The organism is Loigolactobacillus backii (genome assembly GCF_003946275.1).
Taxonomy (GTDB): Bacteria; Bacillota; Bacilli; order Lactobacillales; family Lactobacillaceae; genus Loigolactobacillus; species Loigolactobacillus backii.
Genome location: NZ_RHNQ01000032.1, coordinates 17,057 through 29,710 on the forward strand (window position 1 = coordinate 17,057; position 12,654 = coordinate 29,710).

General features: G+C 41.6%; 10 protein-coding genes. 7 read left to right on the forward strand and 3 right to left on the reverse strand.

Annotated features, from left to right (window positions below):
* Nucleotides 1-48: 48 nt before the first annotated feature.
* The 5 genes from trpS (at nucleotide 49) to EKM61_RS07070 (ending at nucleotide 7,527) form a co-directional block, all read left to right on the forward strand.
* A complete protein-coding gene (gene trpS / locus EKM61_RS07050) occupies nucleotides 49-1,065 on the forward strand; it encodes a tryptophan--tRNA ligase (protein WP_068226169.1) in 1,017 nt (338 codons plus the stop codon).
* 42 nt (nucleotides 1,066-1,107) lie between these two features.
* The gene (locus EKM61_RS07055; protein WP_068226170.1) at nucleotides 1,108-1,716 is read left to right on the forward strand and encodes a cyclodeaminase/cyclohydrolase family protein; all 609 of its coding nucleotides are present in this window, start codon (nucleotides 1,108-1,110) and stop codon (nucleotides 1,714-1,716) included.
* Between the two features lie 1,182 nt (nucleotides 1,717-2,898).
* Nucleotides 2,899-4,428, forward strand: coding sequence for a Ppx/GppA phosphatase family protein (locus EKM61_RS07060; RefSeq protein WP_068222049.1), 1,530 nt, complete (start codon nucleotides 2,899-2,901; stop codon nucleotides 4,426-4,428).
* Nucleotide 4,429: 1 nt separating this feature from the next.
* Nucleotides 4,430-6,568 (forward strand): RNA degradosome polyphosphate kinase, encoded by a 2,139-nt coding sequence (locus tag EKM61_RS07065; RefSeq protein ID WP_068222050.1) that lies wholly within the window; start codon nucleotides 4,430-4,432, stop codon nucleotides 6,566-6,568.
* Nucleotides 6,568-7,527 carry a Ppx/GppA family phosphatase gene (locus tag EKM61_RS07070; RefSeq protein ID WP_068222059.1) on the forward strand — a complete coding sequence of 320 codons (960 nt, stop codon included), beginning with the start codon at nucleotides 6,568-6,570 and terminating at the stop codon, nucleotides 7,525-7,527. Before EKM61_RS07065 ends, EKM61_RS07070 begins: the two co-directional genes overlap by 1 nt.
* 520 nt (nucleotides 7,528-8,047) lie before the next feature.
* On the opposite strand, the gene EKM61_RS07075 is transcribed toward EKM61_RS07070, so the two are convergent.
* The 3 genes from EKM61_RS07075 to EKM61_RS07085 all read right to left on the reverse strand — a co-directional run bounded on the left by EKM61_RS07075 (nucleotide 8,048) and on the right by EKM61_RS07085 (nucleotide 10,645).
* Nucleotides 8,048-8,788 (reverse strand): amino acid ABC transporter ATP-binding protein, encoded by a 741-nt coding sequence (locus EKM61_RS07075; protein ID WP_068222062.1) that lies wholly within the window; start codon nucleotides 8,786-8,788, stop codon nucleotides 8,048-8,050.
* Nucleotides 8,789-8,818: 30 nt separating this feature from the next.
* Nucleotides 8,819-9,508, reverse strand: a complete 690-nt coding sequence (locus EKM61_RS07080) for an amino acid ABC transporter permease (RefSeq protein ID WP_068222065.1) — start codon at nucleotides 9,506-9,508, stop codon at nucleotides 8,819-8,821.
* A 333-nt stretch (nucleotides 9,509-9,841) separates the two neighbouring features.
* Complete coding sequence (locus tag EKM61_RS07085; RefSeq protein WP_404802805.1) at nucleotides 9,842-10,645, reverse strand: transporter substrate-binding domain-containing protein; 804 nt, start codon at nucleotides 10,643-10,645, stop codon at nucleotides 9,842-9,844.
* Nucleotides 10,646-10,785: 140 nt separating this feature from the next.
* Here EKM61_RS07085 and EKM61_RS07090 point away from each other — a divergent pair, with 140 nt between their 5' ends.
* Nucleotides 10,786-12,081: a hydroxymethylglutaryl-CoA reductase, degradative gene (locus EKM61_RS07090; protein WP_075168937.1), complete on the forward strand. Its 1,296-nt coding sequence runs from the start codon at nucleotides 10,786-10,788 to the stop codon at nucleotides 12,079-12,081.
* A gap of 163 nt (nucleotides 12,082-12,244) precedes the next feature.
* Complete coding sequence (locus EKM61_RS07095; RefSeq protein WP_068222075.1) at nucleotides 12,245-12,607, forward strand: hypothetical protein; 363 nt, start codon at nucleotides 12,245-12,247, stop codon at nucleotides 12,605-12,607.
* Nucleotides 12,608-12,654: the final 47 nt, after the last annotated feature.

Consider the following 12,654-nt stretch of genomic DNA (forward strand, 5'->3'; position numbering starts at 1 on the left):
ACTGACTGATGTTACTTATAAAATTAGAATAAAAGGGAAGGTTTTAACATGACAAAAAAAGTAATTTTAACTGGTGATCGCCCAACTGGTAAGCTACATATTGGCCACTACATTGGTTCTTTACAAACGCGGGTTGCGATGCAAAATTCTGGCAATTACGATCCTTACATTATGATTGCGGATATGCAGGCATTAACCGATAACGCACGGGATCCGGAAAAGATTCGCCGTAGTCTATTACAAGTTGCGCTAGACTATTTAGCCGTTGGCATTGATCCTGAAAAATCAACAATCTTAGTCCAATCACAAATTCCGGCGTTAAATGAACTTACCATGCACTATTTAAATTTAGTCAGCGTTTCACGATTGAACCGTAATCCAACCGTTAAAGCGGAAATTCAACAGAAAAACTTTAATCAAAGTATTCCGGCTGGATTTTTAATTTACCCAGTTAGTCAGGCCGCCGATATCACTGCGTTTAAGGCAGATACTGTTCCTGTCGGTGACGATCAAGAACCAATGTTAGAACAAACGCGTGAAATTGTACGTAGTTTTAATAGTATTTATAAAAAAGACGTTCTCGTTGAACCAGAAGGTGTTTTTCCACCAAAAGGGGAAGGACGTTTGCCAGGGATGGACGGTAACGCCAAGATGAGTAAGTCACTAGGCAACGCCATTTATTTGGCCGATTCACCTGATGAAATTCAGAAAAAGGTCATGTCAATGTACACTGATCCTAATCATATTCACATTGAAGATCCTGGCAAAATTGAAGGTAACATTGTCTTTACTTACCTTGATGTTTTCGACCCCGATCAAAAGAAAGTAGCCGAATTGAAAGAACAATACCAGGCAGGGGGCCTAGGTGACGTTAAAATCAAACGCTACTTAAATGACGTGTTACAGGCTGTTTTAGAACCAATTCGCAAACGCCGGGAAGCGTACGCTGAAGATCCGGCTGGGGTTTACGAAATTCTCCGTCAAGGTAGCGAAAAGGCCAATCTGGTTGCTAATCAAACCTTAAAAGAAGTGCGTGCGGCAATCGGAATTAACTACTTTGATTAGACAGTGTTTGGCAAAGTCTTAGCTAAGAGATGAGGAATTAGTGTGGAAATTAAAACTTTCATTCAGGAGTTGGCCTCTGACGCGCCAACTCCTGGTGGCGGCGGGGTTAGTGCATTAACTGGTGCGATGGCCGCCGCTTTGGCCAGTATGACGGCCAGTTTGACCCTTGGAAAAAAGAAGTACGCGGCTTATACAACCGATTTACAACAAATTATCACCACAATGCAACAATTAAGCGGTGAACTATTGGCACAGATTTCAGCAGACGCAGTTGGTTTTGAACCACTGGCTAAAGCATACGGAATTCCAAAAACAGCAAGCCATCGCGATGAAATACTCGAGGTGGCCCTAGTGAAGGCCACGGAGGTACCATTCACAGTTCTAAGGTTGTTGAACGACGTTGTGCCGGTGCTAGAACAACTATTAATTCAAGGTAGTCGCTTAATGCAAAGTGATGTTGGTGTGGCAGCAGCGACTTGCCGTGGGGCCCTAGAAGGTTCCGTTTTAAATGTTTACGTAAATACTAGATTGATGAAGAACCGTGACCAGGCAAAAGAAATGAATCAACGGGCCGACAAACTAGTTACCGGGCTAAGCTTACGTTGTCAGCAAGTTTATCAACAGGTTAGTGAACAACTACAAAGCAACTAGTGCGTGTAGCGTTCATATTTAAATTGAATTATATCGCTATTAAAAAGTAGTACTTATGTCGCTTGCCACTGAATTACACGTGGGCAGATTTAGTTAGGTTTCATTCCGGCGCTGGCGTATGGAACGCGTGGCGCGTTGACAAGCTAATTTTCTTTCCGATTAAACCCATTCGGAAAAGAAAATGGATCTTGTCAATCACGCAAGGTACTAAATGACCATAATTCGGTCATCAAGTACCTTCGACACGACTGATACGCCAGCGCCTCCATTCCACCTTGACAGTGATTGAGCTTTGATTATTCGTTTAGTTAATACAATTTAGGAACCACAGCTTTAATATTGCGCAATTTATCGGTGATCCTAATTAGCTATCAACACTGACAAAGACAGTTTTTACCTAACTTGTAACACAATAACTAGTTGACAGTAGCTGCTATAGACACAAATAACGCTTGAATGTTCCACTGCGGCCAGATTTCATTTCGGGGCGCGAGAACCAGCTGTGTCGATGATTATTAAGGCGGTTTGGGCCATTTAGAGCCATGTTTCAACTTGGCGCTTTATGCCCTTAGTTGAATGGTCATCGTCCGTAACATCTAAGATTTTCGTTCCGAAAATCATCCACTATTGTGAAGTAGAATCATGCGGGCTTGGCGAGATCCACTTTTACCTCCGCTTTGCCTTTATCTGGTAAAAGTTAGCTCGCCAAACCGCCACGCGTTCCGTCCTCGCGCACCGGAATGGAATCTAATCCATTCTGTCTTATTCCAGGTAGGCTTTGGCGTTCTGAAAACAAGCTAATAGTTTTAAACATGGTCGCTAAGATGCACTAGGAAGTGTTTGGAAAAGTAGCCCTTATCCTGAACTTACTGGCAATGCTAGTGAAGTCGATTGGATATGAAAAAAGCAAAATTTAAAATCAATTTGCGCCTACGATACTTTGGCACCGGCTCAGTTAATAACGAAAGTCAGTTTTCAGTGAACAACTTTGTGAGATGTTTTAATAAAATAAAGCTACCTTTGGCCTGACAAAATCATTGTCAGGCCAAAGGTGGTTTTTTATCTAAAAATCTACAGTTTAGATTCGTAAAGAATTGTTTTTTTGGCAAAATCAGTTAATCTAAAGGTAGAAGATAATTGCCACCTGCGTGTGGAATCAGATGAAGGATTGAGGGGATCAGTATGGCAAAGGCAAAATTATTTGGGGCAATCGTGATGAGTGCACAAAGTATTGATTTAACAATTGTGAACCTTCGAAATTTAGAAACAGTTGAGCGTGTGAGCGCACCAGTAGCTCTAGGTGACCGACTGTTTACTGAAGGCGGCATTGACTATGATGTTGTTGATGAGGCGGTGTCCGCTTTGCGCGGTTTTCAACAGTTGATGACAGATGATGGTGTCACTGACGAGCGGGTTGTGGCCAGCCATACGATCACTGATGCCGAGAATATTAGTTACGTGCGCGATCAAATATACACCAAAACAGGTTTAACGGTTCATTTTATGACAGTTAGTGAAGAATTAATGTTTCGCTACCAAGCTGCCGCGGCCTATTTACCAAATTTTCGTGAATTAATTGATGAAGGAACTGTCCTGATCCAAATTGGTGCCAGTTCAATAACGTTAATGGTATTTCAAGCAGGGGAACTGACCTTAACCCGTGAGCTACAGTTGGGACCAATGCAAGTTGCCCAGAAGATGGCCCAGCTTGAGCATCAAGTGGACACTTACGAAGATGTCCTGGCTGATTATTTACATTCTAAATTGTTGGATGTTTGGCGCTTATTACCGGAGAAACAGTTTAAACAGGTAATTTTGATGGGTTCAAAGTTAACTTTATTGGAAAACTTAATTCCAGAGAATAAGCGTGCTTTGGCTTTGTCTCACGCCGATTTTAATCAGCGCTTTGACCAGGTCATGACCTTATCGGATCAAGAATTAGAAGATCAAGAGCAGCTACCGGAGATGGAAGTTAATGAGGTGGCACCAACTTTTCTATTGTTAAATGAATTGTTTGATACGATGCAAATCGAGACGGTCTGGGTGTCCAATATTAAATTGTTAGATGGTTTTGTTGTACACCATGCTGCTGAAACTGGTCAATTAAAATTAAACTGGGATTTTAACGAAACAATGATTAGTGCTGCTAAAAATTTGGCTAAGCGTTATCAGGTTGACCAAGCCCATCAGAAAAAGGTTTTAACCTTTGCTGTACAGTTGTTTGATCGGTTACGTAAAATTCACGGCCTGGGTCCACGGGAACGATTGTTATTGCAACTAGCGGCCATTCTGCAAGATACTGGGCTTTACTTGGATGCAAACCAACACGCTTTTCACTCTGAATACATTATTCGTGCTAGTGAGGTGTTAGGGCTTGATTTAACGGAGCAATTTGCCGTGGCGGCGATTGCGCGTTACCACAGTTTCCGGGCGCCATCGGCCGGATTAAGTCATTTAAGCAGACTACCTTTGGAAGCGCGGTTAACGATTGCCAAGTTAGCGGCCATTTTACGTTTAGCCGATGCACTAGATGATAGTCACCGCGCCAAAATTTCTAAAATTAGTGTTAGTATTCGCAAACAGACTTTCACCGTGACCGCCACTGCTAACGATGATATTGAACTAGAAAAATGGACCTTTAGTCAAAAAGGGACTTTCTTCCGGGAAGTCTTCGGCCTGCAACCGATCTTGAAGCGAAAGGGGACGTTATAGCATGAATTACAATAAACCGGAATATTTTGTTAATCGTGAACTAAGCTGGGTTGATTTTGATGATCGGGTTCTAGAAGAGGCGCGGGATAAAACGAACCCTTTATTGGAACGTGTTCGCTTTTTGGGCATCACCCAAAGTAATCTGGATGAGTTCTTTATGGTCCGAATTGCGTCGTTGCGTAAGATGCAGGTTGTCAATTATAGTGAGCCTGATGCCGCAGGGATGACACCTACGCAGCAATTAGCCGCGTTGAGTAAAAAGATTCATCAATTGGTTGATAAACAATATTCGACGTTGGCGCGTTCACTAGTACCGCAATTGGAAAAAACGGATATTCGCCTTTTACACCAAGATGAGTTGTCAAAGAAGCAACTCTCCTTTGTTAGTCAGTATTTCCATCAAATTCTATACCCTGTTTTAACGCCAATGGCAGTGGATACTTCCCGGCCATTTCCATTTATTGGTAATAATACGTTGAATTTGGCCTTGCGCTTGGTTAAGAGCGAAAAAGATGAGACTGAGGAAAAAAAGGAACGCCGTTTTGCGATGGTACAGGTACCGGATGTGTTTCCGCGAGTGGTTGCTCTGCCTGGTGATAACCAATTTATGTTGCTCGAAGAACTAATGAAGCCTTTTATTAGTGAATTATTCACTGGTTTTAAAGTTAAGGAGATCAAGGCATTTCGCGTTATTCGGGATATGGATTTTGATGTGGCCGAAGAGGATGCCTCTGATTTAATGAAGGAAATTGTCCATCAACTGGCAATGCGCGATCATACTAGTGTCATGCGTTTAGAGATTGAGGCAACAATGAGTAAGAATTTACGTAAACGTTTAATCAAGGCCTTGGCAGTTCATGAAGAAGATGTTTACGCAATCAAGGGGCCGATTGACTTAAACTTTTTAAGTAAACTAGTTAAACAAGTTAAAGATCACGATGACTTACTGTTTCCACCATTTAAACCGTATACACAACCAATTTTGCGGACAAAGGATATCTTTGCGGCAATTCGCCAACAGGATATTTTCCTGCACCATCCTTACGATAGTTTTGAACCAGTGGTACAAATGGTTAAGCAGGCTTCCATTGATCCGGATACACTGGCAATTAAGATGACCCTCTACCGGGTTTCTAGTAAATCACCGATTATTCGTTATCTTGGTGAGGCGGCGCAGAATGGTAAACAAGTAACTGTATTGGTGGAACTTAAAGCCCGCTTTGATGAGGAAAACAATGTTCACTGGGCCCATGAGTTAGAACGAAAAGGCTGCCATGTTATTTACGGGCTAGTTGGATTGAAAACACACTGTAAATTGTTGTTAGTTGTGCGGCGAGAAAATGATGGTATTAAGCGTTATATGCACATGGCTACCGGTAATTATAATGACGTTACGGCTAAGGGCTATACGGATATGGGCCTGTTTACGGCAGATCCTAAAATGGGCGTCGATGCGTCAAATATTTTCAATATGCTTTCCGGTTTTTCGGAACCAGACCACTTTGAGGAACTAAATATTGCACCAATTACGCTTCGGCCGTTTTTGAACGATCGCTTTGACGATGAAATCAAAAATGCCAAGGCTGGCAAAAAGGCCATTATTCGGATGAAAATGAACTCGCTATCCGATAAACAAATGATTGAGAAAATTTACGAGGCGGCGGCTGCCGGCGTTAAGGTGGATATTATTGTGCGTGGTATTTGTTGTCTGAAGGTTGGTATACCAGGGGTTAGTGAAAATGTGACGATTCACTCAATCGTTGGTCGTTTCTTAGAGCATAGCCGTATTTACTATTTTTATGCGGGTGGCGAAGAAAAGCTTTATTTATCCAGTGCCGACTTAATGAATCGAAATATTTCCCGCCGTGTGGAGTTGCTATTTCCAATTCTTGATCCTAAAGTTAAGGCGGAATTGTGGCGCATTTATAATTTGATGTGGGATGACAATATTAAGACACGTGTTTTACAGGCTGATGGAAGTTATCAAAAAGTTGATCGGCGCGGCCTGACACCGCTGAACGTCCAGGACTATTTAGTTGCTGCGGCGGAGCGTAAAAGTCAGACACCAAAAGTTGTTCCGCAGCCGATTGATCATTTTGTACCAGTGCAAAAAAATCAGGATGATGGAGGAGATAACTAGTGGAGAATTTTGCAGTAATCGACCTCGGCTCTAATTCTGCCCGCTTAACGATTAGTGAGATTGAAGACGATGGTACTTATAAAGTTATCAAGCAGTTAAAAGAAATGGTACGGCTATCCGAAGATATGGGTGCGGATCAAAATTTACAACAGCCTGCGATTGAACGAACAATTACCGCGTTAAAAAAGTTTCGTGATGAATACAGTAAATTACCCAATTTAAAGGTCCGGGCAATTGCGACTGCTGCCACGCGAATGGCGAAAAACCAAAAGAAGTTTTTAAAGCAGGTCGCTGATGAAGTCGCTGGTTTACAACTTGAGGTTATTCCAGGTACTTTAGAAGCACACTATGATTTTGTCGGCGTAATCAACACTTTACCCGTTAGTAATTGCGTTATTATGGATACCGGCGGCGGTAGTTGCGAATTAATTTTAGTGCAAAATGGTAAAGCGACCAATCTAATTAGTTTACCTGTTGGTGCAGTTAATTTGACCGAGCGTTTCTTTAAAAACGGAACTGATAAAATTAAGGCCGAAGATTTATTCTGGGAAACAACCTTTGTTAACCAACTTTTTAACGATGTTTGGTGGTTGCGCAAGGGCCAGAACTTACCGATTGTTGCCTTAGGTGGCAGTAACCGAACTTTGGCCAAGATTAAACGCAAGGAAAGTGATTTCCGCCATTTTGAAAACATTCATGGTTTTCGGATGAGTGTGGCCTCCGTTAATCAGGTTTATGCAGAAGTGATCAGTAAAGATTTGGCTGGCCGAAAGAAAATTCCCGGCCTAACGAAGGAACGAGCGGACATTATTGCTGGTGGGATGACACCGATTGTAACGATTCTCCGGTTCTTGGATTCTGATCGAGTTGTTTTCTCGCAGAACGGTGTGCGGGAAGGAATTTTACTAGAGCACGTGGCTCAATTACAAGAAGAAGGGAAAATTGGTCAACGTTCGTAATAAAGGGCTTAGGACATGTTTGGAAACTGCTTTTACTAGTGTTTCTATGGCAAATTTAGTGGAAACGTGTTTGGAAAGGCAGGTTCTTGCGGTTAGCTACGATCGCCAAATCATCTGTTTCACAGATAATTCGTCAATCTAGGCTAATCCTCAGAACCTGGACGCCTTTTCAAACACTCTAGTGGAAACGTGTCCGAAAAAGCAGATTATTGCGTATAGCTACGCCGGTCGAACGATCCGCTGCGCGTCTCTTTTCGCCCGGCTGCCATGTTTCTTGCGGCAAGGTTTTCGCCACAAGAATGGTCAACGTCCGTAGCATCAAAGAATATTAGCGTTCTTTGCTAATATTCCTCTTCCATCGCGGAGTAGTAGGCTATACTCCATAATCTAACCGCCTTTTCAAACACTCTCTAGATTAAAAATAGCATTAGTTGTGTTATTCAATCACTTTTTGAAGTGATGATAGACAACTAATGCTATTTGTTTTGTTTAGAAGGAATTGTCACAATTTTCCAACTCTTTAAGAAGTAAAACTCATTGCTGACAAGAAATCGTGGATTCGCTGAGTTGGTTCCGAGAAGAACTCTTGTGGTGAACCGCAAAACAGGATCCGGCCCTCTTCTAAAAAGACAATTTGGTCAGCAACACCTTTAGCAAATTCCATATTATGCGTTACAACAATCATGGAGTTATGCTGTTTGGCGAGGTTTAATAATACGCGTAAAACTTCTGCTTCTAATTCTGGATCAAGCGCAGAGGTTGGTTCATCAAAAAACATATATTCAGGCTGCATGGCCAAGGCTCTAGCAATTGCAACACGCTGCTGCTGACCACCGGAAAGTTCCATTGGGTATTGATTGGCCTTTTGATCTAGGCCAACTTGCTGTAAAAGTTGGCGCGCAGTTTTTTCGGCGGTAGCCTTATCCTGATGCAAAACGTGAATCGGTGCTTCGGTCACGTTTTTTAAGACAGTAAGGTGCGGAAAAAGATTGAAGCTTTGAAACACCATTCCTGTTTTTCGTCGTAGTTGAAGAACTTCTTTTTCGGCTATTGGTTGACTAAAATCAATTGTTTGTTGATCAAAACTATAAAGCCCACTTTCTGGACGTTCTAATAAATTAAGTGAACGTAAGAGGGTTGATTTACCAGATCCAGATGGCCCAACAATAACAGTTGTTTCGTGGTCGGGAAACTGAATATTGATATCGTTTAAAGCTTTGCGTTTTCCGTAGATTTTATTAATGTGCGCGAGTTGTAGCATGCTTAACCTCCTAAGTTTTTTAAATTCACTTTAGTTGTTACCAGTCTGGATGTAACGCGAGGTCCATTTTTCTAAATAGCTCTGTAAAATAGTTAATACAGTACAAATAATTAGGTAAACAAACGCAACCAGCGAATAAAGCAATAGCGGTTCGTAGGTTTTGGCGGCAATTTGTTGACCAACCATGAACATTTCAACGATTGTGATACTAGAAGCCAGTGAAGTGTCCTTAACTAGGCCAATGAACGAATTAGATAGCGGGGGTAGTGAAACACGTGCCGCTTGTGGTAAAACAATTCGAAAGAGAACTTGCGGTCTGGTCATTCCAAGCGTGTAGGCGGCTTCCCACTGACCGTTGGGAATTGATAAAATTGCTGCACGGATAGTTTCCGAACTGTAAGCACCAACGTTTAAGGTGAAAGTAATAATGGCCGCAATCCAAGGACTGAATTGTACCCCAATATTAGGTAAACCAAAGAAAACAATAAATAGTTGCACTAGTAATGGGGTACTCCGGAATATCCAGACGTAAACCCAAAAGAGGCCACGAACAATTTGAAAAGGGCCACGCATTGGTGATAAACGAACCATTGCCGTCAGTAATGCTAGCAATAATCCTAAGGTAAATGAAATTAAGGTCAATGGAATCGTATAGGTGACGCTGGCCTTAATGATTGGTGGCAGTGATGTTAAAATTAAATGCCAAGTCTGACTAGTCAATATGTAAAGCCTCCTAAGTGCTCTAATGTCTATTTTGTGCAAGCGCAAAAGATGTCTTTTCTCCTAAGTTTTTTGATATTTATTTGTAGCACAGCAATCTAAATATTAAAAGAGGCTGGGACAAAAGTCCCTAGCCTCTCATTGTTTCTGAACGTTACCCTAGAACGTGCGCCAAAAGTCTGGGTTCACGTGCCTAACTACGGCTAATCAAATAACCATAGTACGGTTATTCGATTAGCCTACGTTACGCAGTAAACCCAAAAACGACTTTTGTCCCACTCCCACAAATAGATTGACGTTAAACCAATAATTTCAAATAATCGTTATTGCAACTTATTTTTTGGTAACGTCCTGTCCAAAATACTTAACAGAGAGTTTCTTTAAAGTGCCATTTTTACGAAGTGTCTTTAAAGCCTTGTTAGTGGCCTTCGTTAAATTTTTATCCTTCTTATTTAACATACCACCAATTTGTTGTGTTTTGATGGATGAATCGGCTTTGATTAATTTGATGTTAGCTTTTGGTTTTTGTTTTAAATAAGCACCAAAGGCGTCAACAGAGTTAATTGTCCCATCAGCACGACCTTGTTCAACAAGCTCAATTGATTGTTCAAAGCCACTACTAGAGACGATGGTTGCGCCTAAACGTTGGGCATCAGTAGCATTGTTGCTTGAAGCCGTCTGGGCCATCTTTTTACCCTTAATGTCCTTAGCTTTCTTGATACTCTTATTACTCTTTTTAACGGCAATTTCTGATTTGCCGTAAATGTAAGGTGAAGTAAAGTTATACTTGGCGGTCCGTGTCGGGTTCTTCGCCATATTATTTAAAATAATATCGTACTTGCTACCATTTAGGCCGGCAATTAGTGAATCAAATTGTGTTTGGACGAAAACTGGTTTTAAACCCATTTGTTTCGCAAGGTCACGGCCAAGCTCAACTTCGTAACCAGTCAATTTACCTTTATCGCTGTAACTGTATGGCTGAAAGGTACCTTCTAGGCCAATCTTTAAAGTTCCCTTTTGGTTCAGTTCCTTCTTGGCGGCATTGCTTAAACTGGCAGCTTGGGTTGGGGTGGTCGCGTAAGAAACACCCACAGCAACTAATAAACCAACTAGGGCGACTTGCGCTAGTTTCCAAATCTTTTTCAAACTAAACACTCCTTTATATTAATTGAATAACTTACTCTTAGTTAGCCAAGTCCTAGTATATAACAGTTGGTCATTTTTTTTAACTCACTTGACCAGTTTTTAAGAAACTTATCAGACTGGCTGCAAAATTTATTTGTTACAATGGAAGAAAACAAAAATTAGTGGAGGCCAAAGTCGTGAAATTTTATCAACAATCACGTTTGCAACGGTTAACAACCTTACGTCAAGAAGGGCACTTAGATAATAGTGCCTATCAATATTTTTTAAATGATCAGGGATTAACGCAAGAGCGAGCGAATCAATTGGTGGAAAATCAATTGACACTTTTTCCATTGCCAGAGGGAGTGGCGCGGCAGGTTTTAGTTGATGGCGAAATGCATGATGTTCCAATGGTGACAGAAGAACCTTCCGTGATTGCAGCGGCAAGTAACGGTGCCAAAATGGCGGCTCAAGGTACCGGCTTTCAAACTAAAATTCAAAACCGCCAAATGATTGGACAAATTATTTTAGAAAACGTTGCCCAGCCAGAACGGACTAAACAAAATTTGTTAATGGATAAAACACACTTGCTGGAGGTAGCCAATGCTGCTCACCCGTCGATTGTTAAACGCGGTGGTGGTGCAAAAGATTTACGTGTGCGTATTTTAGGCAGCGCCTTCTTGTCAGTTGATTTAATTGTCGACGTCAAACAGGCAATGGGAGCCAACATGTTAAATACAATGTTGGAAGCAGTTGCTAGTGAGCTGACCACTACGCGCCAGGATAACTGTTTAATGAGTATTCTCTCTAATTACGCAACTGAAAGTTTGGTGACGGCAAGTTGTGTCATTCCCGTGTCGGTTTTTGAAATTCAGCGTTTAGCCGGCAATCAGGTGGCCGCAAAAATCTGTGCGGCCAGTCAAGTAGCGCAATTAGATCCTTACCGGGCAGCAACCCACAATAAAGGAATTATGAATGGCATTGACGCTGCCGTGATTGCGAGTGGCAATGATTTTCGGGCAATTGAAAGTGGTGCTCAGGCCTACGCTGCACGGGACGGCCAATACCGGGGGCTAAGCCAGTGGCATGTCCACGAAGATAAATTAGTTGGTGCGTTGACGTTACCATTACCACTAGGTTTTGTCGGTGGGGCCACAAAAACCCTACCCATTGTTCAGGCTAACCAAAAACTGGCGGGAATCAATAGCGCGGAAGATTTAATGCGTGTCGTTGCCGCTATCGGGTTGGCACAAAACCTGGCCGCCTTAAAGGCCCTGGTAACGACAGGAATTCAAAAGGGACATATGGCGCTTCAAGCAAAAAGCCTAGCAATTTCTGCCGGTGCAACAACCAATGAGGTTCAATGGTTAACGGCCAAATTATTGCAAACAAAAAAATTTGATTTGCGGACGGCCAAATTATTATTGCGTAAATTACGACAAGCATAGGTGTCTCTATGAATTTGGCATTAATGTGAGCTAACAAATGATCTTTTACAAAACTTTTTTAGGTATCAATAATTAGGAAAATGATTAAAGTGCGTTATGAACGATACGATAGATCATTTACTGGTATAATAATTTGTGAATTGTAATACGAGGAGGTGTTAGGATGCTTTGGGGGGAGATTTTAGTTGGCGGTTTAATCGTGCTAACAATTATCATTTTTTATTTTACATATGTGCATTATGCTCGGCTGCGGAATGGCCGAACGGGTTATTATGGGTTAATTAGAACTATCAAAATAGCCAGACGTGTTCTGATTGGGTTAGTGGTTATATTGGTGGGTGTAATTGGTTATGATCATTTTTCTTATGCGGCGCAGTCAACCCAAACAACTTCAGCGGCGAAACAACATTCGAATAAAGTGGTAAAACCGAAGCGACATCAAGTAACAACATCGCATAAGAAAAAAGTGAAAAAAAGTACACTGACTGGTAAAAGGGGGTCTACACTTTCTGGTATTGGTGAATAACTAATACCGGTTTTTTGTCTGTTTTGAAAATCAGAAAAATAAAAAAG

What these genes read in the sequence shown, in the direction of transcription:
- EKM61_RS07075 (WP_068222062.1), bottom strand. Translation starts at nt 8,788, where the DNA reads ATGCTACAACTCGCGCACATTAATAAAATCTACGGAAAACGCAAAGCT.
- EKM61_RS07095 (WP_068222075.1), top strand. Translation starts at nt 12,245, where the DNA reads ATGCTTTGGGGGGAGATTTTAGTTGGCGGTTTAATCGTGCTAACAATT.
- EKM61_RS07065 (WP_068222050.1), top strand. Translation starts at nt 4,430, where the DNA reads ATGAATTACAATAAACCGGAATATTTTGTTAATCGTGAACTAAGCTGG.
- EKM61_RS07060 (WP_068222049.1), top strand. Translation starts at nt 2,899, where the DNA reads ATGGCAAAGGCAAAATTATTTGGGGCAATCGTGATGAGTGCACAAAGT.
- trpS (WP_068226169.1), top strand. Translation starts at nt 49, where the DNA reads ATGACAAAAAAAGTAATTTTAACTGGTGATCGCCCAACTGGTAAGCTA.